We start from the raw sequence: 25317 nt of genomic DNA, 5'->3' as shown, positions 1-25317 counted from the left end.
ACCTCCGATCATCCAGAGGTCCTTTCAGAATCGATTTCCGCACACCACACAAGAGTCCCTTTGTACTCATGTGCGATTCCCCTGCTCAAGGGGGGAGATTACCAGCATCCTTCCACGGGTCCGCTACCCTCGGCCAGATCGGCCGCGTCAGCTTGGTGTAGTTGGTCACCGCTGGATTGCTTGGATACGAACTCGGCGCCGAGACATAGATGATCTCGGCGGCGATCGGCTCGAAGCCGGCATAGAAATGATTGGTCGACTTGATCAGCAGCATGTCCTTGGCCAGCGGATCGACGCCGATATTGGAAAAGATATCCGGCTCGAAGGTCTGCGTGCGGTTGGTGTTGAGGATGATGTCGACCTCGGTGCCTTCGATGCGGACCAGGGCCGCCGGCCCAAGCGTCACCCGGCTTGGCCCGAAACTTTGCCAACCCTCCGCAACCGCCCTCAGCACCTTGACCCGTGCGTCGATCGGCTCGCCAGCCTGCGGTCCGGCCTTGCCGCCGAAACGCAGGTCGATGACCGCGCCCTCGCCGGCCGCCAGGCAAAAGGTGACGGCAATCGGATCCCAGATCGTGGCAACGCCGACATTGTTCAGCCCACGCTCCAGCATCTGGCGCAGCACGAAGGTGCCATCGCCGGGAACACCGCCGCCGGGATTGTCCCAGATGTCGGCTATGACCACCGGCTGGCCCGGATTTTCCGCGCGCACGGCCAAGGCGCGATCGATGCCGTCGGCGGTGCTCAGCATCGTCATCGCCGTCTTCTCGCGTAGCGCGTAGAGTTCGCGCCCCAAACGCTCCGCCAGCGCGTCGCCCTTGGCCTTGTCATTGTCGGTGACAACCAGGATGCGCGTGCCCATCTCGGCCACGTCGGCAGCCATGAAGCCATGGATGACGGAAACCGACAGCACGCCGTCCTTGCCGTGCAGCGCCTTGATGCGGTCGACGAAGGAGCGCATCGGCTCGCGGCTGGTCGGCAGCACCTGGATCATGCGGCAATCGAAGGTCGAGATGACCGGCTTGATCTCGCCGCGCACCGCTGCCAGGCCGAGCTCGACGACATGTTCGCCGCGCTCGTAGAAATCGGTGTGTGGAAATTCGAGGAAGTAGGCGAGGATGTCTGAGGCTGCGACGCGCTTCGGCGTCAGATGACTATGCGGATCAAGTTCGACAGCGATCACCACCTCAGGACCGACCATGTCGCGGATGCGTTCGAGCAGATCGCCTTCGCAATCGTCATAGCCTTGCGCCACCATCGCGCCATGCAGGCCGAGGATGACGGCATCGACCGGCAGTCCTGCCTTGAGCTGGCCCAGGATCTCGTCGCGTAGCGCCTCATAGGTCTGCCGCTGCACCAGGCCGCCCGGCTCGGCCCAGGTGGCGGTACCCTCAATGACGGTGAGGCCCTCTGCGGCCGCGCGCCGGCGCAGCGCAACCATCGGAGACGAGCACAGGGTCGGCGTTTCCGGATGCTTGCCGGGCCCGGCATAGAAGGCCATCTCGAACGAGGCCCGGTCGGTCGGCACCGGCGAAAAGGTATTGGTTTCCGTTGCCAGCGAGGCAGTGAAAATGCGCATGAAAGCTCCGTCGTGAATAGGCGCTATTTGACCGCCCCGAGCGCCAGCCCGCGAACGAGGTAACGCTGCAGCCAGATGAACAGGATCGCCACCGGCAAGGTCGCCAGCAGCGTCGCCGCCATGACGTGGTGCCATTCGATCGTGTAGCGGCCGGCGACCAGCGAGAACACCTGGATCGGCAGCGTATAGCTTTCCTGACTGCGCAGCATGGTGAGTGCCACGACGAATTCGTTCCAGGCGTTGATGAAGGTGAAGATCGCGGTCACCGCGACCGCCGGCAGGCAGAGCGGCAGGAACACCTTGCGCAAGGTCAGCCAGCGGCCGGCACCTTCCATCCAGGCCGCCTCCTCGAGATCGTGCGGAATGGTGTCGAAATAGCTCTGCAGCATCCAAACCGTGAAAGCGACGTTGAAGGCCATGTAGATGAAGCCGAGCGCCGTCGTACTCTCGACCAGGCCCCAGGCGGCCATCACCCGGAACAGGCCGAGCACCAGCACGATCGGCGACATCATCTGCGAGATCAGCAGGAACTGGCGCAAGGCGCCGTAGCCGGCAAAGCGAAAGCGCGACATCGCATAGGCAGCAGGAACCGAGATCAGGATGGCGCCGACGGTGGCGATTACAGACACGTAGAGTGAATTGAGCAGCGCCTGGCCAAAGCCGGTCGCCACCCACATGTCGGAAAAATTCGACCAGCGGAATTCGCTCGGCCACCAAGTCGGTGACAGCACTTCCTGCCTGGGCTTGACCGCGGTCAGCAGCATCACGGCGAAAGGAAAGAGCGTCACCACGATCAGCGGCGTCAGCAGCAGCCAGGCAATGATCGAGCGCCTCACCTTTCGCGTCATGAGCCGATTTGTCATGCGCGTTGCTCCCGCATTGCCAGCCGCACATAGATCATGGTGAAGACCAGCAGTATGGCGAACATCACCAGCGACACCGCCGACGCTTCGCCCAGTTTGCCGATGCGGAAGGCAAGCTTGTAGAGATGGGTGACCAGGATGTCGGTCGAGTTGGCCGGCCCGCCCTGCGTCATCACCCAGATGATCGGGAAGGAATTAAAGACGTAGATGGTGTTGAGCACGATGGCGATGTTGATGAATGGCTTCAGCAGCGGAAAGGTGATCTCGCGGAACTGCTGCAGCGGCGTCGCCCCCTCGAGTGCCGCCGCCTCGTAGAGGTCGTCCGGGATCGACGACAGCCCGCCGAGGAAGATCGTCGTCGTGAATGGCACAGTCACCAGGATGCCGATCAGCACCTGCATCGGGAAAGCGGTCTCGGCGCTCGCCAGCCACTGGATGTTGTGGTCGATGAGGCCGAGGCCGATCAGCGCCGAATTCAGCATGCCGCTTTCGCCGCTCAGCGCCCAGCGCCAGACCACCGCGGTCATGGTCAGCGACACCGCCCAGGGCAGCATGATGATGACGCGGGCGATGCCGCGGCCATAGAAATCGGTGTTGAGGATCATCGCCACCGGAATCGACAGCAAAAGCGCACCGCCGACGACCATCAAGGTCCACTGGCCGGTGCGCCAAAGAGCGGCCATGAAATCGGGATCGGCGGTGAGCGCTGCGAAATTGGCGAAGTCGTTGAATTCGCGCAGCTGGCCGAAGCGGTTGACCTCATGTGTCGAGATCTGGATCAGGTCCCAGACGGGCCAGAAAATAACGACCGCCGCCAGGAACAGGCTGGGCAAGGTCAGGAGATAGGGCAAGAAACGATTTTGCATCGGCTGGGCTGTACCGTGTTTGCGGGCGGAGATTGGATTGCGCTGCCTTAACAGATTGACTTAATCCCACCTCGTTCTTCTCAAGGCACCGCTTCAGGATTCCTTGCACCGTCGGCGCGCCCCTCACCTGCCTGCCCGTCCTTCGCAGCAGTTGCGGAAGGGGGCCTTCCTCTCCCCCGTCGATCGGGGGAGAGGTGTCGCGCGCAGCTCGACGGAGTGGGGGTCGACCTTTAGGCGCAAGCGAGGCGATGTTTCCGCCGAGTGCTCTTCCTATGTCCGTTCACGGCGGTTGCCGGGTGGTTCCCCCACTCCGTCTCGGCTTCGCCGAGCCACCTCTCCCCCTCCGGAGGGAGAGGAAAGGAGACTGGCTGGGGCGGCGCTGTCAAGTCTGCAAGATGTGGCGCGCCCGCCTGAGCGGAGCGCGCCACGGGCGCAGGGAGATACGCCCTATTTCTTCAGGACGGCGTTGGCCTTGGCGGCTGCGTCCTTCAATCCTGCCTCGGGGTCGCCGCCGAGATAGATCTTCTGCATGGCATCCGACGTGATCTGCGCGACTTCTTCCCAGCCCGGAATGACCGGCGCGAAGCGGGCGTCGGGCAACAGCGCGGTGAACGCCGCCAGATCGGCATTGTTGACGTAATAGTCCATTTTCGCCTCTTCCTTGTTCACCGGCAGGAAGCCTTCACCTTGCGTGAACTTGGCGCGCTGTTCCGTGGTGAACAGGAAGTCGAGCAGCTTCCAGGCCTCGTCCTTGTTCTTGGAGTTTTTGAACATGATGATGGAATCGGTGACACCATACGTGCCGCGCGCCCCGGTCGGTCCGGCGGGAATGGCCGCCACGCCGTATTTCAGGTTCGGCGCCTCCTCCTTGATCTGGTTGGACAGGAAGGGTGCGGTGATCATCATGCCGACCTTGCCCTGCTTGAACAGGTTCTGTACGTCCTCGCGGCTGTTGGAGGTGACGCCAGGCTCCGTCAGGCCTTCATCGATCATCGACTTGTAGAGCTTGGCGGCTTCAAGCGCGCCCGGGGTGCTGAGACCGGAGGTGCCGTCCTTGTTGAGGATTTCGGTGCCGTAGGACCACATCGCATAGTAGTAGTAGACGTCGGTCTCGATCTCCTTGCCTTGTAGGCCGAACCCGAAGGTGCCGGACCCGAGCGCCTTGATCTTGCGGGCATCTTCCTGCAGCTCGGTCCAGGTTGCCGGCGGATTGGCGATGCCGGCCTTCTCGAACAGCTCCTTGTTGTAGTACATGGCGCGCGCCGAGGCTGCGATCGGCAGGCCGTAGGTCTTGCCGTCCATGATCGAGGGCGAAAGAAAAGTGTCGATGAAGCGGTCCTTGAAGTCAGGATTGATGTAGCTATCGAGCGGCTCCGCGACGTCCTGCTGCACGAAGTCGATCAGCCAGCGCGTGCCGATGATCGAAAGATCGGCACTGGTGCCGGCGGTGATGTCGGTGGTCAGCTTCTGCAGCAGCACATCCCAAGGTACCACCTCGAACTTGACTGATATGCCGGGGTTTGCCGCCTCGAATTCCTTCTTGACGTCGGCGAAATAGGGAGCAGTCTTGGCGCTGTACTCCGCAACGGTGACGCGCACCTCGCCCGCATCCGCCTGCGCCGCGATTGCCAGCATGCTCATTCCGGCCATCAGGCCGGCAGTCCATTTTGCAAGGCTCATTTTGATCTCTCCCATTTGATATTGCGCCTGCGCGCTCTTCGTAGCCTAAGCCAGAAGATTTATGTGACTTTCCTACATTATCCGCGATTTGAAGGCTTGCAAGCAGATTTTTCTGTTGCTTACTTACATATTCTAGCCTAGGCCTTGCACGGATCTGTCAGCGAGGACGACGCACGGTGGTTTCGCGACCCAAATTCGAAGGCAAAGCCGAGTTCGAGGGCAAAGCCGTCGTGGTGACGGGTGCCGGCGGCGGACTCGGCTCCGCTATCGTGGCGCTGATGGCGCAACGGGGCGCCAGGGTTATCGGCTGTGATCGATCGAGCGAGACGTTGAGGAGCCCGCATCTTGCTTCCCGCCACGTCTTCGATCTTCTCGACAAGGCGTCGATTGCGACGGCGATCACCGCGATCCTCGAACGGGATGGCGTGCCGGACATTCTCATCAACAATGCCGGTTGGACGCGCGCCGAGACGCTCTCCGCGCTCAACCCCGGCAGTATAGAGCAGGAACTCGACCTCAACCTGACCGGAGTGGTGACTTTCGCCGATCCGCTGGTCAAGGCGATGGCCGGGCGCGGCTCCGGCAGCATCGTTTTCATCTCCTCGGTCAACGCCATCGCGCATTTCGGCAATCCCGCCTATGCCGCGGCCAAGGCCGGCATCAACGCCTATGCCAAGGCGATCGCCGTCGAGCTCGGCCGCAACGGCCTGCGCGCCAATGTCGTGTGCCCCGGGTCGATCCACACCGCCGCCTGGGACCACCGCCTTGCCAAGGATCCCGAAATCCTCGGCAAGCTGCAGCGGCTCTATCCGCTCGGCCGCTTCGTCAACGCTTCGGAAGTGGCGGAAGCGGTCGCTTTCCTTGCGTCCGATCGCGCATCTGGAATAACAGGCGTGGTGATGCCGGTGGACGCAGGGCTGACCGCTGGTTGCCTGCCGTTCATCGACAATATTCTGGGAGCGTGAGCATGACCGACGTCGAGTTTCGCGACCTGTCGAAATCCTTCGGGCAGCACAAGATCCTCGAAAACATCAGCCTCGACATCAAGAGCGGCGAGTTCGTCGTGCTGGTCGGCCCATCCGGCTGCGGCAAGTCGACCTTGCTGCGCATGCTGGCCGGCCTGGAGACGATCACCTCGGGCCACCTGTTGATCGGCGGCGTGCGCGCCAATGCGCTGCCGCCGCAGCAGCGCAACATCGCCATGGTGTTCCAGTCCTATGCGCTGTTTCCGCACCTGAAGGCATCGGAGAATATCGGCTTCGGCCCGAAGATACGCGGCGAGGCACGCGAGGCGGTCGACCAAAAGGTCAAGAAGGCGTCCGGCGTCCTCAATCTGTTCTCCTATCTCGACCGCTACCCCCGCCAGCTGTCGGGCGGCCAGCGCCAGCGCGTCGCCATGGGCCGCGCCATCGTGCGCGAGCCGTCGGTGTTCCTGTTCGACGAACCATTGTCCAATCTCGACGCGCAACTGCGCGTGCAGATGCGCGTCGAGATCAAGGCGCTGCACCAGCGGCTGAAATCGACGATCGTTTATGTCACCCACGACCAGATCGAAGCCATGACCATGGCCGACCGCATCGTGGTGATGGATCGCGGGCGGATCCAGCAGGTCGGGGCGCCGCTGGAGCTTTATGACAGCCCGGCCAACAAGTTCGTCGCCAGCTTTCTCGGCTCCCCATCGATGAGTTTTGTCTCGGGTTCTCTCAAGACATCGCCCGAGAAAACCTGGTTCGAATCGGTCGGTGGCGGGCGGCTTGCGCTTGCCGGCAAAGAGGTACCTGTGGGCACTGCAGTGGAGGCCGGCATCCGGCCGGAGCACTTTGTCATCGGCGAGGCTGCCGACGCGATGGCGATCAAGGTGGATGTCGTCGAGCCGACCGGCTCGGAAACCCACGTCTATGGCGCCATCGGCACTGACACGGTGCGCGCCGTGTTCCGCGACAGGGTGCCGGTCAGGCCGGGCGACGTGCTGTCGGTGACTGTCGACCCCGGCAACATCCACCTGTTCGACAAGGCGACGGGCCTGCCTCTATGAAGACGCCGGCCGACATCATCACGCGACTACAGCTGATATTGCAGGACGGAACGAAGTCGGATCGCAAGCTGGCAGGCTTCGTGCTGGCCGATCTCGACTTTGTCTCCAAGGCGGCGATTTCGGAAATTGCCGCGCGCGTCGGCGTCAGCGAGCCGACCGTGACACGCTTCTGCCGCAACCTCGGTTGCGAGGGCTTGCGCGACTTCAAATTCTATCTGGCGCAAGCCATCGCCATTGGCGGCCAGTATCTGTCGCCGGAACCGTTGAACCGCGACGCGCGCGAACAGCGCATCGCTTCCGCCATCACCGAAGCGGCGATATCAGCCATCCAGCGCGCCAGCGAAAATCTCGACATGACGACGCTGGTCGCCGTCGCCGCACGCGTCGCCGTTTCCGGCAATGTGCTGTGCATCGGCTCCGGCGGCATTTCGTCGATGATGGCGACCGAGATGCAGAACCGGCTGTTCAGGCTCGGCGTGTCGGTGTTGGCGCAGATCGACGGACAGCTGCAGCGCATGTACGCCGCCGTTGCCACGCCCGACACCACGCTGATCGCCTTCTCTGTCTCCGGCTATGCGCGGTCGGTCATCGATGCGGTGCAGGTCGCCCAGCAATATGGCGCCACCACAATCGCCATCACCCCGCCGGATTCCGCACTCGCTAGGGTCGCCGACACGGTCATCCATTTCCAGTCGCTGGAGGACGGCAACATCTACAAGCCGACATCGTCGCGCTATGCGCTGCTGTCGATCGTCGACATGATCGTCACGTCGGTCGCCGAGACGCGTGGACCGCGGGTTCTGGAAAACCTGCGCCGCATCAAGCAGAGTGTGAACACGTTGAAAGTCGACGATCCGCGTCTGCCGCTGGGGGATTGAACATCCTATTAAGGCCATCACGACTGTTGGCCGAGCGCCTCGATGTTTTTCGCCAGCATCGCCGGGTCGCCTGCGATGCGCACGGTCTTCAGCCGGGCGGTGCCGCCAGCGACAATCGAGACGGCGGACACCGGCACGTCGAGCGTCTTGGCGATCAACTTTTCGAGCGCTTTATTGGCTGCACCGCTTTCCGGCACGGCGCGGACGCGAGCCTTGAAATGGCTTCGTCCGTCCGCTGACGTCTCGACGCCTTCAAGCCTGTCCAGCGCAGCCTTTGGCGTCAGCCGGACAAACAGGTCGACGCCACCATCGCGCAAGCGGAACGGGCTCACAGGATCAGAGGTGCCACCGTGGTGAGTATGAACTGCCGCAAGAAGAACAGGACCAGAAGCAGGATGATCGGCGAGATGTCGATGCCACCAAGGTCCGGCATGAAACGGCGGATCGGCCGCAATGCCGGCTCGGTCAGGCGGTAAAGCATGTTGCCTATGGAACCGACGAACTGATTGCGCGAGTTGACGACGTTGAAGGCGTAAAGCCAGGAGAAGATCGCCGAGGCGATGATGACCCACCAGTAGAGGTCTAGCGCCATGACGATTGTTTGAATGAGGGCGAGCATGCCGGTCTCCAATTGTTGCCGACATGTAGCCATTGCAGGCGAAACCGGCAAGTGCCGCCTTCCGCCGCATGCGGCCCGAAGTCGGCGGCCACCGATTTCGGCAAAGCGCCGCCTTGACAGGAAACCACGGCGCCCGATAAATGCCCCATCCGCTGGACGGGGCTGTAGCTCAGCTGGGAGAGCGCGTCGTTCGCAATGACGAGGTCAGGAGTTCGATCCTCCTCAGCTCCACCAGCGGAATAATCGATTTCTGCTTTTCACGACAAGAGAAACGCTGCGCGCTCGCCTGCCGGCGATATTTGTTGTGCCAACGTGCCGGCGAAGGCCGCTACTGCGCCTCGCGATACCCGATAAAACTGTTGTCAGTTGGGCTTTTGGCGGAAGCTGCCCGTGGATTGCCGCTATTTTTTTGGAAGCCGCCCCCCTAGATTGGCGCTACCAAATCAGTTTTCTGTGCGTTGTGACAAGGCGTTTCTGCGGGGCGACTGGAGACGCTATATGGGTTTTCGAATCGAAATGAAGAAGCCGCCTGCGGAAGCAAAAACGTGTCAATTCGCGAGAATCTCGCTGCAAACCTTAGACGGCTCTGCAAGGACCATGCCTCCGTAAGCGCGGTATGCCGTGAGCTGGGCATCAACCGCACGCAGTTCGAGCGCTACCTGCAAGGACAGACGGTTCCCAACAAGGCCACCGCCGCGCTGATATGCGACTACTTCCGGATCAACGAGCCCGAACTGTACCGGGATCCCGGTGTCGCCGAACCCAGCGTCCGCGGCCTGCCGCAGGTGTCCGAGGGCTTGTTCAACCAGATGATCCGCCCGCCCAGCCCATCGATCGCGGGGGGCACCTATTTCACCTATTTTTCGATCCCGGCCCGGCCCGACCACTTGATGCGGTCAGTAACCTTCGTGCGTCGCCAGGCCGAGTTGGTTACCTTCAGAAGCGTCACCGGATGGTCGGAACGCCAGGGATCGACATCAGCGCGGGCGCGAGGCAACCACTATGGAGTGGCGATCTCGCGCCTGAACTGGATCTATTTCAGCGGCATCAACCGCCGCCAGACCGGCGAACCGTCGCTGATCTCCGTGCAATGGGCTCCGATCTTCGAACCGGTGCTGATTGGCAAGGCCATGCTTCTGACGGAGGCCGGGCCGGCATTCGTGTCCGTCATCATGCGGCGCGACACCGCCAACATCCGTTCAAGGGACGCCATCCGCATGGCACATGTCATCAGGCTCGACGATCCCGGCGTCGATCAACTTGTGGTCAGCCTGACCCAGGATGGGATGGGCTGATCGCCTCGATCACCGTGGTTTACGCTAAATAAGAATAAGCCTATACCGAAAAAGCGTACGTTAGCGATTGTCTACTCTGTATCCGAATAAAAACGATATTTTACACTTTAACACCAAGAAAGATAATCCGTCCGCCTGTCTTTGGCTCGCGGATTTACTACAATTTTAACAGATCGTTAACGCTTTCGACCTTACATTTCTTGCTGTGGATCTCGTTCTGGATGAGCTTTCAACGGATCCCGATGGTCAGGAAGGGACAAAAATGGCCAGGAAAGTGAACACAGCTCCGAAGCTGACGATTGCGGCCGGCACGCAGACTGTCTTCTTTTCGCAGGCCATGCACGACAACAAGCGCTGAAGGCGTTCCGCGCCGACGTCCCCCAGGGTACCATCAGTCTGACAGGAGCAGCACGTGTCGAATCAGTCCTTACGTCAGTCGGAACTCGACAGTCTTCAGTATATTTCGTCGGTAACCAATGAGCTCGTGCAGATGGCCGAAGCAGGCCGTTTTCCCATGATCTCTTATCTGCTGGGCATGGCCTATGCGGAAGCCTTCGACGTTCTTCGCGGCGCACGGCCGGCCAGGCACACGCAGCTCAGTGGTAACCCGCTGCACCCCAAGGCAAAGGACATTCGCACTGCCCAGCCCAGGAGTGCGTAGCGGAATGCACTCGTCGCGGTAGCAATTGACGACAGCTGCCAGGCCGTCAGTGTCTGGAGCGGAGTGGACGCCTTCCGACGACCCGAATCTCAGGACGCTGCGCACGAAATACCGCTTCTATCTGCAGCAGGTCGAGGCCGTGGGCCCGTCGTTGAGCTACTGATGAGCCCGGCTTTGGTCTAGTCTCTAGTTGCGCAGGCTGAACACGAATGGCGCCGTTCGGCTCTGGCGCGAACCGAGTTCCGGCGGCGGTGCCGGCACTGTGGCGCCTTGCAGCACCGCCAGTGCGGCGCGGTCCAAATCCGCATCTCCGGACGAGCGAGAGAGCCTGGCGGACAGGACCCGGCCGGACGAGTCGACCGTGAACGCGACATACGGCTTGCCTTCCACCCGGCGAGCCTTGGCCGAACTGGGATAGCGCGTGTGCCGCTTGATCCAAGCGCCCAGACGCGAGTCCCACTTGCTGGCGTCGCCGGAGCGCGTCGTCGGTGCTGCCGACTTCGGCGCTGCGGTCCTGGGTGCCGGCTTTGCATCGGCACTTGCGACGGTTGCCGTCCTCGGCGGCGGCGCCTTCTCCTTCTTCGACGGTGGCTTGGGCTTTTCGACAGGCTTTTGCGGCTTGGCCTCGATTGGTTTCTTGTCCTTGACCACCTCGACCGGTTTCGGCTGCGGCAAGGGAATGACGACCTCGGGTGTGACAGCCTCCACAACATCCGGAACGGCCTCATCCGGCGGCGGCTGGTCGACCTGTTCAGCCATCTCGGTCTGGGTGGGCTCGGTCTCGTCGGGGGCGACGGCTTCCGTCTGTTCGATAACCGGCTCCGCCTTCTCGACCGGCGCTTCAGGCGTCGGCTCGGTCGTCGGTGTTGGATCGGCCTGATCTGATGTCACCGCGTCCGGCGCCGCAACATGTTCCTCCACGGCCGGCATCACCACCATCGGGGCCATCTCGATCACCAGGGCCGGGGGCGGACCGCCGTCCGGGTCGGTGACCATCGTGAAATTCTGCACGGCATAGGCGACCGCGACATGGGCTCCGAGGACCAGCGCGGCGGCACTGGTCCACAAGCCAAGGTCGCGCCAGCCGAAGCGCGACAACTCGACCGAGGGCAAGGCGGCCGCATGCATCATGGCCCCGCTGCACCAGTAGCTGCCGGCGCCGCCTCGAGGCCGACCAGCGCGATCTTCAGATAGCCGGCGCCGCGCAGCAGGTTCATCGCGTCCATCAGGTCGCCATAGGCGACCGCCTTGTCGGCACGCAGGAAGATGCGCGTCAGCTTGTCGCCTTTTGTCCTGCTGTCCAGCGTCGCGGCTAAAGCCGGGCGCGGCACGCTATCGCTGCCGATCGCCAGCGTCAGGTCGTCCTTCAGCGTCAGGAACAGCGGCGTTTCGGGCCGCGGCGCGGGCGTTGCGGTCGAGCCCGGCAGGTCGACATTGACATCCACCGTCGCCAGCGGTGCCGCGACCATGAAGATGATCAAAAGGACCAGGATGACATCGATGAAGGGGGTGACGTTGATCTCGTGGCTCTCCTCGAGATCGTCATCCATGGTCTGTCGGGTTCTGCTGCCCATGGCGCTACTCCGCCGCCAGCGCCGTTGCCGGCCCGACCGTGCGGAAGTCGAGGTCGCGGCTGACCAGCCGTTCGACGCCCGCCGATGCATCGGCGAGTATCTGCCGGTAGCCGGCTATCGAGCGGGCAAAGACGTTGTAGACGACGACTGCCGGTATTGCCGCGACAAGGCCCATCGCCGTGGCAAGCAGAGCCTCGGCGATACCTGGCGCGACCACGGCGAGATTGGTGGTCTGCGCCTGCGAGATGCCGATGAAGGCGTTCATAATGCCCCACACGGTGCCGAACAGGCCGACGAAGGGCGCGGTCGAGCCGATCGTCGCCAGCACACCGGTGCCTCGCGACATGCGCCGCGACGCCGCCGCCTCGATGCGCGACAGGCGCGATGTGACGCGTTCCTTCAGCCCGTCGCCCGAGACATGATCGAGCGCGCCGGCCGAAAGCGCGGTCTCCTCCTCGGCCGCCCGCACCAGAAGCGCGCCGGGGCCGCCGCTGCGGTCGAGCGCACGGCTGGCCTGCTTCAGCGTGGCGGCATCGCCGATTGCCCGGACGGCGCGGCGGATGCGCAGCTTGCCACCAAAAATCTCGAGCGATTTGGCCAACCATATCGTCCAGGTGACGAGTGAGGCAAAGGCCAGCCCGATCATCACCGCCTTGACGATGATATCGGCCGCCATGAACATACCCCACGGCGACAGATCATGCGGCAGGGTCGACTCCATCGCCGCTAAAGGGCCGGTCCCGCCGGGCACGGTCGTGTTCGGCTGATTGGCTGGCCGCACCGGCGCCATCGTAGCCGGCGGCGCGACTGCCGGTGCAGCGGGCGCCGGTGCAACGGGCGCTGGCGGCGCGGCGGGCGCTTCGATCGCGGGCGCGCCCCCGGCCGGTTGCTCCTGGGCGGTCGCGCTACCCACCGACAGGATGACGGATGCGACCAACGCCGCCAACAAACCATATCTAGACAACAGCGTCTTCCTTGTTCTCACAGCGGCCAGCCGCTTTCTATTTCCCACCGCTGCATCAAATCTCCTCACTGCACGTAACCGACGGGCTGGCCGGTGACGGGGTGCGCGAACACGCCCATCTCCACGCCGAAAATGCCTTTCAGCACATCGCTTCTCATGATCTCGCCAGGCGTGCCGCGCGTCAGCAGCTTGCCGTCCTTAAGCGCGATCAGCTCGTCGCAATAGCGCGCCGCCATGTTGGGATCGTGCAGCACCACCACCACGCAAAGGTCGCGTTTGCGGCTGAGATTTCTGACTAGCCCGAGCACCTCGACCTGATGGGCGATGTCGAGTGCCGAGATCGGCTCGTCGAGCAGCATGACGCCGGCGTTCTGTGCCACCAGCATGGCCAGCCAGGCGCGCTGGCGTTCACCGCCGGACAATTCGTCCACCAGCCGGTCGGCAAAGCCTTCCATGTCGGTCAGGGCCAGCGCCCCGTCGACATGCTGCCTGTCCTCGGCACGGAAACGGCCAAGCGCGCCGTGCCAGGGATAGCGCCCGAGCGTCGCCAGTTCGCACACGGTGAGGCCGGTCGCCGCCGGCGTCGTCTGCGGCAGATAGGCAAGCGCGCGAGCGAACTCGCGGGCGCCCCATTGCGGCAGCGGACGCCTGGCGAAGGTGATGGCGCCCGAGCTTGCCGGCTGCTGGCGCGCCATGAGCTTGATCAGCGTCGACTTGCCCGAACCATTGTGGCCGATCAGCCCGTAGACGCGCGAGCGCTCCAGTTCGAGCGAGACCGGACCGAGCAGGGTCCGCGCGCCGACGGCAAAGCGCACCGCATCGATATGGAAGGCAGTCTGGGCATCAATTCCAGCCACGGTCATGGCATCTCTCCAATGCGGCCGCTTGCATCTCCAGATTCCGGCTTTCGGCAAGCCGATGCCCGGTTGACTAGAAAACATGACGTTGCTAGTCAACATTAAAGATGACTGCAACGATCAACAAATCGCCGTAACCTGCCGCACCTCGGCACTCTGCCGCTTCGCGTTGTGCTGCCACGCCGGTGGACGGCTGCTGCTTCGCCGGTCAGGATGGGCCCCGCAGATCGGTGAGGAGAGCCCGGATGATCAAGGCGAGACCCTTCGACTTCCCCTTTGACGGCAGGCTGGTGGCCGAAAACACGGCACTGATCGTCATCGACCTGCAGCAGGATTTCCTGTCGACGACGGGTTACTTTGCCAGGCAGGGATATGATCCCGCACCGCTCAGGGCGATCCTGCCGACAGTGAGCCGGCTGATCGCCGCTGCCCGCAAGGCTGGCATAAGGGTCATCCACACCAGGCAGGGCTATCGGGCTGACATGGCCGATATGACGCCCTACGAGAAATGGCGCCGCAAGCGCGCCGGGCTCGAAGGCACCGAAATCCTGCTGCGCTCGGGCCCGGGGTTCCAGATTGTTCCGGAGATCGACGTGGCGCCGCAGGACATCATCGTCGACAAGACCTGCAACAGCGCCTTTACCTATACGGATTTCGAACTTGTCCTGCGCGCGCAAGGCATCACGCATCTGCTGTTTTCAGGATGCACAACGGATGTCTGCGTCCACACCACGCTGCGCGAGGCATGCGACCGCAATTTTCAATGCCTGACGATCTCGGATGCCTGTGCCAGCGGCGACAGACAAGCCCACGAAGCCGCGCTTCATATGGTGACAATCGAGGACGGCGTGTTTGGCGCACTAACGGATTCAGACGCCGTCATAGAGGGCCTGTCGCGGCTTGGCGACAGGCCTGAAGCACCGAAGGGCTGAAGGCCCTCACCCCGCTGCGCGCGTCTCAATACCCGCGCGCGGCGCGAACGTCCCGGGCTGGAATGCGTCCGTTTCGCGGCGCACCAGCGAATTGCGCAGCAGGGCGATCGTTTCCCGGCCGACGGTGGCGATCTCACGCGGCGTGTCGACGCCGACAATCATGAATTCATCAATGCCGAGAGCCGCATAGGCAAGCAGCGACAGGGCGGCCTGGGCCGGCGGGCCGGCCACGTCGACCGCCTTGAGGCCGGGGGCGGAAGCACCCTGGTGGATCCTGACCGGAAGCGCAAAGCGCAATTTGCTCGCCCGGCCGTGCTCGGCGGCCGCGACCCGCACCCGCTCCATGGACTGCCGGACTTCGTCGATCGAGCCCGGTGCCAGTTCGAAGACATCGGCATGCCGGCCAGCCACCTTGACTGCCGTCCCGGATTGCCCGCCCATGCGGATGATCAGGTCGGCGCCGTGCGGACCCTTGCGCGGCACGTAGCCGCCTTTGATACTGTAGAACGCGCCTTCATGGTCGAAGGGCCGGTCGTTCGACCAAAGCCGCTTGAGCAGCACCAGATATTCGTCGATGCGCTGCCAGATGACGGTATGGCCGACCGGCCGTGTTTCGGCGTCGGCGTCGCTCAGCGGCTCGCTGATCATCCGCAGCACCAGCCGCCCGCCGCTTTTCCTATCGATCGACGCAAGCTGGCGGGCCGCCACGGTCGGTTCAACCACGCCCGCCCAGTGCGTCAGCACGACTTCCAGCGACGAAGTCCGGTCCAGCACCTGGGCAGCAAGATCCATATTGGTCAGCAGCCCGGCCGAGTCGTCGACGACGATCTTGCGGAAACCGCCGTCCTCGATCAGTCCGAGCTTGGTCGCGGTCTCGGCGAAGTCATAGAAAAAGGGAACTGCAGCGTCGGCGGTCTTGCCGGGAACATGCGTGAACTCGATCGGCATTGCCATCTCCTCAATTGTGTCGGGCGCGCGCAAGCGCACCGAGGATTCGGTTCATTCAACTCCGATTGCCTGGAAGCGGTGGGGCAGCTAACCCCGGTCGATCTGACGAACGCTAGGGGATGAGGCCCAGAACAACTGCGCCGGTGAACACAAACGCAAGGGCAAAGACCACATAGGGGAAAGCGCCGGCATAGGCCGGGCGGAAGGTCTGGGCATTGGTCAGCCTCCGGCCGCTGCGATCCGTCTGGGCGTTCTGGATATAGGACATATCTGCCTCCGTCTCGCCGGTTAATCTATAAAACTTGTAGACTTTGTCGATTGCTATTTTCGCGCCTTAGAAAGAATAATTTTCTCATTTATGTTCGAAAATTGGTTGTCACTTGCTGAGCGCGTATGATTGAGCAAGCGGCCGAACATGGCATGTCCAAATCGCCTGTACGTGGGATAGACCTATGGCCGTGTCCCTGCTGCACCCAATTCGTGCGTTGGCTGCCCGCTGCGAGCGCGGTAGCATCGCCCAACCATGCAAAGCGGAATCGTCAAATAGGGAGCGAGGCAATGGGCACAAGACTGGCCGGCAAGGTCGCTATCATTTCAGGCGGCGCGACGGGAATGGGCGGGGCGGCCTCGGGACTGTTTGCGGCGGAAGGCGCCAAGGTGGCGATCATCGACCGCAATGGCGAGGCCGCTGCCGCAACCGCGGCGGCGATCCGGGAGCGTGGCCATGTCGCCGTGCATTTCGTCGCCGACGTCTCCGATGAAGGCCAGGTCGAGTCGGCCGTTAAAGGCGCGACTGAAAAGTTCGGTCCGGTCACCGTGCTGTTCAACCATGCCGGCACCATCGTCATCAAACCCTTCCTGGAGACGACGGTACAGGAATGGGATTGGCTGCATGCCGTCAACGTCCGCTCGATGTTCCTGATGACGCGCGCCGTGTTGCCCGGCATGATCGCGGCGGGCGGCGGCTCGATCGTCTGCACCTCGTCGATCTCGGCCGTGGCAGCGACGCCGATGGAGGTGCTCTACGACACCACCAAGGGCGCTTGCCACATGTTCGCGCGCGCCATCGCCGTCGAGTTCCGCGACCGCAACATCCGCTGCAACGCCGTATGCCCCGGCTTCATCCGTACGCCGCACGGCCTGCGCGAGGTCGCCGATTTGGGCAGGCTCGGCGTCGATGTCTCCGACGCCGCGCTGGCCGCGCAACAAGGCCGCATCGGCGAGCCGGAAGAGGTGGCAAGGGCGGCACTCTACCTGGCCAGCGACGAGTCCAGCTTCGTCAACGGCACGCATCTGTTCGTCGACAACGGCTTTACCGCAATGTGATCTTTTCCTCGCCCCCACGAGAGTGGGGGAGAGGTGGCTCGGCGAAGCCGAGACGGAGAGGGGGAAAGGCTCGACCTGTCTTATGGCCTCATAGACAATTCACCAGCGTTGCTCCCCCTCTCCGACCGCTTCGCGGCCACCTCTCCCCCGTTTCACGGGGGCGAGGAACCCAAGTCCTGCTCGCCTACCGCTCTTCCCGTCGAAATGGCTTGAGCAGCGCCGAGGGCGCCACCGCATTGCGCGACATCACCGCCATGGCGACGATGGTGAAAATGAAGGGCAGCATCAGGAACGTTTCGTAGGGGATGTGCCCGAGCCCGCTGGCCTGCATGCGCAGCTGCAAGGCATCGACAAAGGCGAACAGCAGCGCGGCCCCTGCCGAGCGCCACGGATCCCAGCGGCCGAAGACGACCAGTGCGATCGCCACCCAGCCGCGCCCCGACACCACGCCGAAGGTGAAGGCGTTGAACTGCGCCATCGACAGGAAGGCGCCGGCAAGCCCCATCAGCGCGCCGCCGAGGACAACCGCCTGGAAGCGTGTGGCGATGACGCTGACACCGGCCGAATCGGCGGCGCGCGGGTTTTCACCGACCATGCGCACCGACAGGCCCCAAGGCGTGCGGTAGAGCACGAAGGCGGCCAGTGGGATCGCAAGGATCGCCATGTAGACCAGCGCAAACTGGTTGAACACCGCCGGCCCGAGCACCGGGATGCCGGAGAGGACGGGGATCGGCAGCGTCTCGAACCCCTTGATGCTGGGCGGCACCGACTGCTGGCCAAAGATCAGCCGGTAAAGGAAGTAGGCAAGGCCCGACGAGAACAGCGTCACGCCGATGCCGCAGACATGCTGGCTCAAGCCCAGCACCACCGTAAACAGCGCATGCAGCGCGCCCATCAGCATGCCGGTCAGTACCGCCGCCAGCACGCCGAGCCACAGGCTGCCGCTGAGGCTGGCGGCGGTGAAGCCGGTCATCGCCGACAAAAGCATGATGCCTTCGATGCCGAGATTGAGCACTCCGGCGCGCTCGGAGAACATTTCGCCGAGCGTCGCAAACGCCAGCGGCGTGGCGATGCGAATGATGGCGGCGAGGAAGCCTACCTGAAAGATTTGTTCGAACACCGCGCTCATCGGGCAGCCCCGACGCGACGGATGCGATAGGCGGTGAACAGCAGCGCCACCAGCATGGCGAGCAATGCGGTGCCCTGGATGACGTCGCTGAGGAACGCCGGCACGCCGGTTGCTCGCGACATCGCCTCGGCGCCGGTCATGACGGCGGCCAGGAAGGTCGCCGCCGGCACGACACCGAGCGGATTGAGCCGCGCCAGCATGGCAACGACGATGCCAGAATAGCCGTAGCCCGGCGAGATGTCGCTCATCACCTGGAAATGCACGCCGCCGACCTCGCCAACGCCGGCCAGCCCGGCCAGCGCGCCGGACAGCAGAGCGGTCGAGATCAGCACGCGCTCGACATGGATGCCGCCATATCTGGCCGCTTCCTGGTTTTCGCCGGTGACCCTGATCCTGAAACCGAGTGTCGTGCGCACGATCAGGAACCAGATCAGCGGCGCCGCGATCAGCGCCACGAGGACGCCGAGATGCAGCCTTGTGCCCTCGAGCAGCACCGGAAAGTTCGCCGAATCCTCAATCGGCGGTGAGATCGGATAGCCGCTGAACGTGTCCTTCCACGGCCCCTCGATCAGCGCCATCAGCGCATAATAGATGACCGAGTTGAGCAGCAGCGAACTGACGACATCGTCGACCTTGAATTTCACCCGCAGCGTGGCGGGAACAAGGGCTACCGCAGCGCCGGCCGCAGCCCCGGCCACCGCCATCAAGAACATGGCGAGCGGCCCCGGCATGGGGATCGCGCCGACAAAGCAGCTGGCCACGGCGCCGGCCAGCAATTGCCCCTCGGCGCCGATGTTCCAGAATTTGGCCCGGAAGGCGACCGCGACCGCCAGTCCGGTGAAGATCATCGGTGCTGCGCGCACCATGGTTTCGGTAGTAGCATAGCTATCGCCGAGAGATGCCGTGAACATCACGCCATAGGATTCGAGTACGCCGGCGCCGGCTAGCTCGATGAGCCCGCTGCACAGGACAAGCGTGGCGCCGATCGCCAGCAGCGGCAAAGCCAGATTGAACCAGGCAGGAGTGCTTGCGCGGACTTCCAGGCGGAACATTAGGCGGCACCCTCTGTTCGGTCTGTCGAACAAGGATTCTGACGAAGAGGAACCCCCACCCCTAGCCCCTCCCCACAAGGAGGGGAACTCTCGGAGGCGCTGACCACGACAAAACGGCTGAAGTTTGGGCTCGGAAGCTGTGTGAACGGCGCGCGGCAGCATCCCCCTCCCCCTTGTGGGGAGGGGTTGGGGGTGGGGGTCAGCGCCGCCAGAAGGTTCATCTAGACTCTCCCCTCCGCCCCGGTCATCATCAGGCCAAGCCGCGCGATCGTCGCATCGGCGCTGTCGAGCGTGCCGACGATGCGGCCCTCATACATCACCGCGATGCGGTCGCAGAGCACCAGCAGCTCTTCGAGATCCTCGCCGATGACGACGATGCCGCAGCCCTTCGCCCGCATGTCGAGGAATTTCTCGTGGATGAAGCGGGCGGCTCCGATATCGAGGCCGCGCGTCGGCTGCGAGACAACAAGCACCTTCGGATCGAAGGCGAGTTCACGCGCCAGCAGCGCTTTCTGCAGATTGCCGCCGGACAGTGCCCCAGCCCGGGTCATCGGCCCAGGGCACCTGATATCATAGGCCTTGATCTGCTCTTCAGTGAAGGCGCGGATCGCATCCGGCTTGAGCAGGCCCCTGCTGCTGAAAGCGGCGGTGCCGATGCGTGGCAGCACCATCGAATCGGCGAGCGGCAGGTTGGTGACCAGCCCGGTGGTCATGCGGTCTTCCGGGATGCGGCCAAGGCCAAGCGCCTGCACCTCGCGCGGCGAGAAGCGTGTGACCTTGCTGCCGGCGATCGTCATCTGGCCGGCGTCAGGCACACGCGTCCCGGAAATCACCTCCGCCAAGGCACGCTGGCCGTTGCCCGACACGCCGGCAATGCCGAGGATCTCACCGGCACGAACGGCAAGCGACACGTCGCGCAGCGGCGTACCCGAATGATGCGATGTCGAGATGCCCTTGAGGGTGAGCACATCAGCACCGGGCGTCGATGGTCCCCGCGCCGGCGGCACGATCTCGTGTCCGCACATCAATTGCGCCATTGCGGCCGATGTCGTGTTGGCGGGGTCATCGACCCGACCGGCAACGCGGCCATGCCGCAGCACCGTGCAGCGATGCGTCAGCGCCCGCACCTCGTTGAGCTTGTGCGAGATGAAGATGATGCCGAGACCTTGCGCCGCCATCGAGCGCAATGCCGAAAAAAGTCCGTCGACCTCGCTCGGCGCCAGTACCGCCGTCGGTTCGTCGAGGATCAGCAGCCTGGCGCCGCGAAACAGCGCCTTGACGATTTCCAGCCGCTGCTGTTCGCCGACCGACAGCGCCGAGACCGGCTGGTCCGGGTCAAGTGTGAGGCCATGTTGGCGGCCGATCTCTGCCAGCCGTGCCAGCCCAGCGGCGCGGTCGATCCGTCCTGTCTTGCCGGGAATGCCGATCAGAAGGTTTTCCAGCACAGTGAGGCGCGGCGCGAGATGAAAATGCTGGTGCACCATGCCAATGCCGGCAGCCAGCGCATCGGCCGAACTGGTGATCCGCACCGGCTGGCCCTGGATGAGTATCTCGCCGGCGTCGGGCGCATAGGCGCCGAACAGCACATTCATCAGCGTCGTCTTGCCGGCGCCGTTCTCGCCCAGCAGTCCGAGGATTTCGCCGGGAGCGACCCTAAGATCGACAGCCTCGTTGGCCTTGACCGCGCCAAAGCTCTTGGTGATGCCGCGCATTTCGATGAGTGGGGCGGGCAAGGGCAAGGATGCTCCTGATCGGAATTGGAATCGACGGATGGGGCGGCGCTGCACCCCCTCTGGCCTGCCGGCCATCTCCCCCTCAAGGGGGGAGATCGGATGTCACTTTCGGCCTTCGCCAATTTTCCGCCCTGAAAAAACGGCGCGTCAACGAAGCTGCCAATCTCCCCCCTTGAGGGGGAGATGTCCGGCAGGACAGAGGGGGGCGCCTAGCACCACCCCTAAAGGCCGGCCATCAATCCGAAACCGGCGTATTCTCATCCACGTCGACGCGGAAATTGCCTTCGAGAATCTCGGCCTTCTTCTTCTCGACCAACTCCTTGACGTCCGCCGGCAGCGTCTTGTCGAACTTGTGGTAGGGCGCCAGGAACGAGCCGCCCTTGGCCATGCGCGAGAAATCGCCATAATCCTGCGCGGTGAAGACGCCGGCCTTGACCAGTTTGATCGCCTGCTCGACCGTCGGATACATGTCCCAAACGGGACCGGTGATCACGGTGTCAGGGCCGAGGCTCGACTGGTCGGACATATTGGAGATGGCGAGGATCTTCTTGTCCACAGCCGCTTCGATGACGCCGAAGCGCTCGGCGTAGATGACGTCGGCACCGGCGTCGATCTGCGCGACCGCCGCTTCCTTGGCCTTTGGCGGGTCGAAGAAGGAGCCGATGAAGGCGACCTTCTTCTTGATGTTGGGATTGACCTCCTTGGCGCCGGCGAAGAAGGCGTTGACCAGCCGGTTCACCTCCGGAATGCCCATCGCCGCGACCGCGCCGATCGTGCCCGACTTCGACATCTTGCCGGCGATCATGCCGGCGAGATAGGCCGGCTCGTGGATCCAATTGTCGAAAACGCCGAAATTGGGTTCCGCAGGCCCGGCACCCGAGCCGAACAGGAAAGCGGTCTTCGGGAACTGCTTGGCGGTGCGGCGCGACTCGCGCTCGGCGGCGAAGGCATCGCCCAGCACCAATTGATAGCCGCCTTGTGCATATTCGCGCATGACGCGGCTGAAATCGGCCGTCTGCACCTTCTCGGACCATTTGTATTCGATGCCGAGTTCCTTCTCCGCCTTCTGCAAGGCGACATGGATCTGGTTGTCCCACGGCTCCTCGATCGGCGTGGCGAAGATCGCCGCGACCTTCAGCTTCTTGTCCTTGCCGAAGGCAGCGCCTGGCAGCATCGCCGCGGCCAGGCCAAGCGCGCCCAACTCCAGCACATCGCGTCGCGAAAGCCCGTCGCGCTTTATCTGGACTCTGTTCTTCTGGTTTTCCATTGCATTCCCCTCTGTTCGACAGCCGTGTCGAGCCGGCTGTTCGTGAAAATATTCAGACGGGGAACTATGGAACGACGCTGAACTTTTGTCCACGCGGTCAAATTTGGCAAGGCCTGTGATCAAACCCGTTCGAGCGCGATCGCGATGCCCTGGCCGACACCGATACACATGGTTGCCAGCGCAAAACGGCCGCCGCGCTCGCGAAGTTCCAGCGCCGCCGTGCCGGATATGCGTGCGCCCGACATGCCCAAGGGATGGCCGAGCGCGATAGCGCCGCCATTCGGATTGACGTGCCCGGCATCCTCGGCGATGCCGAGTTGGCGCAGCACGGCGATGCCTTGCGAGGCAAAAGCCTCGTTGAGCTCGATGACGTCGAACTGTCTTGGCGTCAGCCCGAGCCGTGCGCAGAGTTTTTGCGTCGCAGGCGCCGGGCCGATCCCCATGATGCGCGGCGCCACGCCTGCGGCGGCACCGCCGAGAATGCGGGCGATTGGCGCCAGGCCATATTTCTTGATGGCAGCCTCCGAGGCAACGATGAGCGCCGCCGCGCCGTCATTGACGCCGGAGGCATTGCCGGCCGTCACCGTACCGCCCTGCCGAAACGGCGTCGGCAGCTTGGCCAGCGCCTCAATCGTGGTTCCGGCACGAGGATGCTCGTCCTTGGTGACGACAACCGCATCGCCCTTGCGCTGCGGGATCGTCACTGGGGTGATTTCCTTGGCCAGCCGGCCATTGGCCCGTGCGGCGACCGCCTTGTCCTGGCTGCGCGCAGCAAAGGCATCCTGGTCCGCGCGGGAGATGGCGAACTCTTCCGCGACGTTCTCGCCAGTCTCCGGCATCGAATCGACGCCATACTGGCTCTTCATCAGCGGATTGACGAAGCGCCAGCCGATGGTGGTGTCGTAAATCTCGGCATTGCGCGAAAACGCCGTGTCGGCCTTGGGCATGACGAAGGGCGCGCGGCTCATCGATTCGACGCCGCCCGCGATCATCAGTTTCGCCTCGCCGGCCTTGATGGCACGCGCGGCACTGGTCAGGGCGTCCATGCCCGAACCGCACAGGCGGTTGACGGTCGAACCCGGAATCTCCTTCGGCAGTCCGGCCAGCAACAGCGCCATGCGCGCCACGTTGCGGTTGTCCTCGCCGGCCTGGTTGGCACAGCCATAGACGACATCGTCGACCGCCTGCCAGTCGATGCCGGGATTGCGCTCGATCAGCGCCCTTAGTGGTATCGCGCCAAGGTCGTCGGTGCGCACCGACGACAGCGAACCACCGAAGCGGCCGATCGGCGTGCGGATGTAATCGCAGATATAGGCCTCGGCCATGTCACGCAGCCTTTGCTTTTCCGGCTCCCTCATGCGCGGCCCTGGTGCGGGCCTGCAGGTCGCGCAATGTCGTGAGTTCGAGTTCGCTTGGCGCCGGTGTTTCGTCAAGCGCCTCAGCGAACTTAACCACCCAGCCACAGGTCTCCCGCACCTGTTCGCGTGTGACGCCGGGATGCAGCGACACGACCGTGAATTCCTTGCTCACGGGATCCGGTTTCCAGATGGCGAGATCGGTGATCAGCAAGGTCGGGCCAGCGGTGTCGATGCCAAGGCGTTGGCGATGATCGCCGCCGTCGCCATGGCCAAAGGAGGTGAAGAAGTCGATCTTCTCGACCATGCCGCGCTTGGTCTGCGCCATGGTGATGTAGATTTCCTTCGACGAGGTCGCGATCTCCGGCGCGCCACCACCGCCGGGCAGCCGGGTCTTGGGGCGAAAATAGTCGCCGATGACCGTGGTGTTGATGTTGCCGAACTTGTCGAGCTGCGCCGCACCGAGGAAGCCGATCGAGATACGGCCGCCCTGCAGCCAGTAGCGGAACATCTCCGGCACCGCGACGGTGGTGACCGCGGTCTCGCACAATTCGCCGTCGCCGATCGACAGCGGCAGCAGGTCGGGCGCTGTACCGATCGTGCCGCTCTCGTAGATCAAGGTGATGTCAGGCGCGTGTGTCAGCCGCGCTACATTGCAGGCAGCGGACGGCGCGCCGATGCCGACAAAGCAGACATCGTCATTCCGCAATGCCCGGCTGGCGGCGATGGTCATCATCTCGTTGGGGGTGAACGACAGCTCGCTCATGCCGCTTTCCTCAGATGTTCGACCCGCTCGGCGAAATCGTCGGCGCTCTTCTCGATGACGTTGGCCTGCATCCACGCCTGGAATTTTTCCCGATCGGCGGCGATCTCGTCCCATTCGAGATAGGCCGCATTGTCGCGAGCATAGTAGCCATGCGCGTAGGACGGGTGCGAGCCGCCGGGCACTACGGATATCGCCGCGATCGTCCAGCGCGGCAGCATGGTCAGGTTGGGGTGCAGATCGTCGAAATTGTCGACCACTTCCTCGACCGTCACCACGGCACGTTTGGCCGCCAGCACAGCTTCCTTCTGGATGCCGATGATGCCCTCGACCAGTACATTGCCCTTCCTGTCGGCCTTCTGCGCATGGATGAAGGTGACGTCTGGCCGGATCGAAGGAACGGCCGCCAGCACCTCGCCGGTGAACGGACAGGTCACTGACTTGATGTTCGGATTGACCGCCGCCAGCCCGGCGCCGCGATAGCCGCGAAACATCGCGCAAGGCAGGCCGGCAGCACCCGCCTCATAGGCGTTGGCCATGCCGGCATGGCTGTGCTCCTCGACCTCGAGCGCGCGCGGATAACCGTTCTCGATGGCATCGCGGGCGCGCCGCAGCAGGCCAACGCCGGGATTGCCGAGATAGGAGAAGACGATTTTCTTCGCCATGCCCATGCCGATCATCTGGTCGTAGATCAGGTCCGGCGTCATGCGGATCAATGTCAGGTCGCGAAACCCCTGGCGGATCGCCTCATGCGCCGCCGCCGTCGGGATCAGATGGGTGAAACCCTCGAAGGCAGCGGTGTCGCCATGGTTCAAATTCTCCGCAACGGCCTGTTTGAGCGGCAGGAACTTGACCATCGCATCGGCTCCGGATTCAAAAAGGTCGTATTGCGAACACGTGTTTCGTATGTGCAGTTAGCATCTACTACATCAGGTTCGTCA

General features: G+C 63.4%; 26 protein-coding genes and 1 tRNA gene. 8 read left to right on the top strand and 19 right to left on the bottom strand.

All coding sequences use genetic code 11. The features are described 5' to 3' along the window. Nucleotides 1–85 precede the first annotated feature (85 nt). The 4 genes from NKJ89_RS26585 to NKJ89_RS26570 all read right to left on the bottom strand — a co-directional run bounded on the left by NKJ89_RS26585 (nucleotide 86) and on the right by NKJ89_RS26570 (nucleotide 4988). Nucleotides 86–1579, bottom strand: coding sequence for a M81 family metallopeptidase (locus NKJ89_RS26585; RefSeq protein ID WP_352606935.1), 1494 nt, complete (start codon nucleotides 1577–1579; stop codon nucleotides 86–88). Between the two features lie 23 nt (nucleotides 1580–1602). Then, nucleotides 1603–2427, bottom strand: coding sequence for a carbohydrate ABC transporter permease (locus NKJ89_RS26580; RefSeq protein WP_502904157.1), 825 nt, complete (start codon nucleotides 2425–2427; stop codon nucleotides 1603–1605). 11 nt (nucleotides 2428–2438) lie between these two features. Beyond that, nucleotides 2439–3308 carry a carbohydrate ABC transporter permease gene (locus NKJ89_RS26575; RefSeq protein ID WP_023760867.1) on the bottom strand — a complete coding sequence of 290 codons (870 nt, stop codon included), beginning with the start codon at nucleotides 3306–3308 and terminating at the stop codon, nucleotides 2439–2441. A gap of 447 nt (nucleotides 3309–3755) precedes the next feature. Next, complete coding sequence (locus tag NKJ89_RS26570; protein ID WP_352606931.1) at nucleotides 3756–4988, bottom strand: ABC transporter substrate-binding protein; 1233 nt, start codon at nucleotides 4986–4988, stop codon at nucleotides 3756–3758. 176 nt (nucleotides 4989–5164) lie between these two features. Between NKJ89_RS26570 and NKJ89_RS26565 the strand changes: the two genes are divergently transcribed. From NKJ89_RS26565 to NKJ89_RS26555, 3 genes are read left to right on the top strand one after another with little or no spacing between them, the layout of a single operon-like run. After that, nucleotides 5165–5953 (top strand): SDR family NAD(P)-dependent oxidoreductase, encoded by a 789-nt coding sequence (locus NKJ89_RS26565; RefSeq protein ID WP_023760869.1) that lies wholly within the window; start codon nucleotides 5165–5167, stop codon nucleotides 5951–5953. Nucleotides 5954–5955: 2 nt separating this feature from the next. Next, nucleotides 5956–7023, top strand: coding sequence for an ABC transporter ATP-binding protein (locus NKJ89_RS26560; RefSeq protein ID WP_352606929.1), 1068 nt, complete (start codon nucleotides 5956–5958; stop codon nucleotides 7021–7023). Continuing rightward, complete coding sequence (locus NKJ89_RS26555; RefSeq protein ID WP_023760871.1) at nucleotides 7020–7901, top strand: MurR/RpiR family transcriptional regulator; 882 nt, start codon at nucleotides 7020–7022, stop codon at nucleotides 7899–7901. The genes NKJ89_RS26560 and NKJ89_RS26555 overlap by 4 nt, the downstream gene beginning before the upstream one ends. Nucleotides 7902–7918: 17 nt before the next feature. Here the strand turns inward: NKJ89_RS26555 and NKJ89_RS26550 are convergent, their stop codons facing one another. Together NKJ89_RS26550 and NKJ89_RS26545 are read right to left on the bottom strand one after the other, a co-directional pair. Next, nucleotides 7919–8233: a DUF167 family protein gene (locus NKJ89_RS26550; RefSeq protein ID WP_023760872.1), complete on the bottom strand. Its 315-nt coding sequence runs from the start codon at nucleotides 8231–8233 to the stop codon at nucleotides 7919–7921. Next, entirely contained in the window at nucleotides 8230–8520 is a 291-nt protein-coding gene (locus NKJ89_RS26545; RefSeq protein WP_023760873.1) for a YggT family protein, read from the bottom strand. The genes NKJ89_RS26550 and NKJ89_RS26545 overlap by 4 nt, the downstream gene beginning before the upstream one ends. A 158-nt stretch (nucleotides 8521–8678) precedes the next feature. On the opposite strand from NKJ89_RS26545, the gene NKJ89_RS26540 reads away from it, so the two are divergent. From NKJ89_RS26540 to NKJ89_RS26530, 3 genes are all read left to right on the top strand, one after another. Further along, a tRNA-Ala gene (locus tag NKJ89_RS26540) sits at nucleotides 8679–8754 on the top strand. Nucleotides 8755–9065: 311 nt separating this feature from the next. Beyond that, entirely contained in the window at nucleotides 9066–9815 is a 750-nt protein-coding gene (locus NKJ89_RS26535) for a helix-turn-helix domain-containing protein (protein ID WP_352606927.1), read from the top strand. Nucleotides 9816–10227: 412 nt separating this feature from the next. Next, nucleotides 10228–10476 (top strand): hypothetical protein, encoded by a 249-nt coding sequence (locus tag NKJ89_RS26530; RefSeq protein ID WP_352606925.1) that lies wholly within the window; start codon nucleotides 10228–10230, stop codon nucleotides 10474–10476. Nucleotides 10477–10662: 186 nt separating this feature from the next. Here the strand turns inward: NKJ89_RS26530 and NKJ89_RS26525 are convergent, their stop codons facing one another. From NKJ89_RS26525 to NKJ89_RS26510, 4 genes are all read right to left on the bottom strand, one after another. Continuing rightward, the gene (locus tag NKJ89_RS26525) at nucleotides 10663–11607 is read right to left on the bottom strand and encodes an energy transducer TonB family protein (RefSeq protein WP_352606924.1); all 945 of its coding nucleotides are present in this window, start codon (nucleotides 11605–11607) and stop codon (nucleotides 10663–10665) included. After that, nucleotides 11604–12050, bottom strand: coding sequence for a TonB system transport protein ExbD (exbD, locus tag NKJ89_RS26520; protein ID WP_352606922.1), 447 nt, complete (start codon nucleotides 12048–12050; stop codon nucleotides 11604–11606). Before exbD ends, NKJ89_RS26525 begins: the two co-directional genes overlap by 4 nt. A 4-nt stretch (nucleotides 12051–12054) precedes the next feature. After that, complete coding sequence (gene exbB, locus NKJ89_RS26515; protein ID WP_352606920.1) at nucleotides 12055–13014, bottom strand: tonB-system energizer ExbB; 960 nt, start codon at nucleotides 13012–13014, stop codon at nucleotides 12055–12057. Between the two features lie 65 nt (nucleotides 13015–13079). Then, nucleotides 13080–13877 carry an ATP-binding cassette domain-containing protein gene (locus tag NKJ89_RS26510; RefSeq protein WP_352606918.1) on the bottom strand — a complete coding sequence of 266 codons (798 nt, stop codon included), beginning with the start codon at nucleotides 13875–13877 and terminating at the stop codon, nucleotides 13080–13082. A gap of 239 nt (nucleotides 13878–14116) precedes the next feature. Here NKJ89_RS26510 and NKJ89_RS26505 point away from each other — a divergent pair, with 239 nt between their 5' ends. Continuing rightward, nucleotides 14117–14803, top strand: coding sequence for a cysteine hydrolase family protein (locus tag NKJ89_RS26505; protein ID WP_352606916.1), 687 nt, complete (start codon nucleotides 14117–14119; stop codon nucleotides 14801–14803). A gap of 6 nt (nucleotides 14804–14809) precedes the next feature. On the opposite strand, the gene NKJ89_RS26500 is transcribed toward NKJ89_RS26505, so the two are convergent. Then, nucleotides 14810–15751, bottom strand: a complete 942-nt coding sequence (locus NKJ89_RS26500; protein ID WP_352606914.1) for an LLM class flavin-dependent oxidoreductase — start codon at nucleotides 15749–15751, stop codon at nucleotides 14810–14812. A gap of 112 nt (nucleotides 15752–15863) precedes the next feature. Then, a complete protein-coding gene (locus NKJ89_RS26495) occupies nucleotides 15864–16019 on the bottom strand; it encodes a hypothetical protein (RefSeq protein ID WP_352606912.1) in 156 nt (51 codons plus the stop codon). 290 nt (nucleotides 16020–16309) lie between these two features. Here NKJ89_RS26495 and NKJ89_RS26490 point away from each other — a divergent pair, with 290 nt between their 5' ends. Then, nucleotides 16310–17077 carry an SDR family NAD(P)-dependent oxidoreductase gene (locus NKJ89_RS26490; protein WP_352606910.1) on the top strand — a complete coding sequence of 256 codons (768 nt, stop codon included), beginning with the start codon at nucleotides 16310–16312 and terminating at the stop codon, nucleotides 17075–17077. Between the two features lie 184 nt (nucleotides 17078–17261). Here NKJ89_RS26490 and NKJ89_RS26485 read toward each other — a convergent pair whose 3' ends face one another. The 7 genes from NKJ89_RS26485 to NKJ89_RS26455 all read right to left on the bottom strand — a co-directional run bounded on the left by NKJ89_RS26485 (nucleotide 17262) and on the right by NKJ89_RS26455 (nucleotide 25233). Then, the gene (locus NKJ89_RS26485) at nucleotides 17262–18206 is read right to left on the bottom strand and encodes an ABC transporter permease (protein ID WP_023760895.1); all 945 of its coding nucleotides are present in this window, start codon (nucleotides 18204–18206) and stop codon (nucleotides 17262–17264) included. Next, entirely contained in the window at nucleotides 18203–19258 is a 1056-nt protein-coding gene (locus NKJ89_RS26480) for an ABC transporter permease (protein WP_352606908.1), read from the bottom strand. The genes NKJ89_RS26485 and NKJ89_RS26480 overlap by 4 nt, the downstream gene beginning before the upstream one ends. 221 nt (nucleotides 19259–19479) lie before the next feature. After that, nucleotides 19480–20991 (bottom strand): ABC transporter ATP-binding protein, encoded by a 1512-nt coding sequence (locus tag NKJ89_RS26475; protein WP_352606906.1) that lies wholly within the window; start codon nucleotides 20989–20991, stop codon nucleotides 19480–19482. Between the two features lie 235 nt (nucleotides 20992–21226). Further along, nucleotides 21227–22258, bottom strand: a complete 1032-nt coding sequence (locus NKJ89_RS26470; RefSeq protein WP_352606904.1) for a BMP family protein — start codon at nucleotides 22256–22258, stop codon at nucleotides 21227–21229. A gap of 119 nt (nucleotides 22259–22377) precedes the next feature. Then, the gene (gene pcaF / locus NKJ89_RS26465) at nucleotides 22378–23583 is read right to left on the bottom strand and encodes a 3-oxoadipyl-CoA thiolase (protein ID WP_352606948.1); all 1206 of its coding nucleotides are present in this window, start codon (nucleotides 23581–23583) and stop codon (nucleotides 22378–22380) included. 1 nt (nucleotide 23584) lies between these two features. Continuing rightward, a complete protein-coding gene (locus NKJ89_RS26460; RefSeq protein ID WP_352606902.1) occupies nucleotides 23585–24379 on the bottom strand; it encodes a CoA-transferase subunit beta in 795 nt (264 codons plus the stop codon). After that, complete coding sequence (locus NKJ89_RS26455; RefSeq protein ID WP_352606900.1) at nucleotides 24376–25233, bottom strand: CoA transferase subunit A; 858 nt, start codon at nucleotides 25231–25233, stop codon at nucleotides 24376–24378. Before NKJ89_RS26455 ends, NKJ89_RS26460 begins: the two co-directional genes overlap by 4 nt. Between the last annotated feature and the right edge of the window lie 84 nt (nucleotides 25234–25317).

Source organism: Mesorhizobium sp. M0047, from assembly GCF_040323315.1.
Lineage (GTDB): Bacteria > Pseudomonadota > Alphaproteobacteria > Rhizobiales > Rhizobiaceae > Mesorhizobium.
Note: the sequence above shows the minus strand (reverse complement) of the source record. Positions and strands in the feature narration are given on the sequence as shown.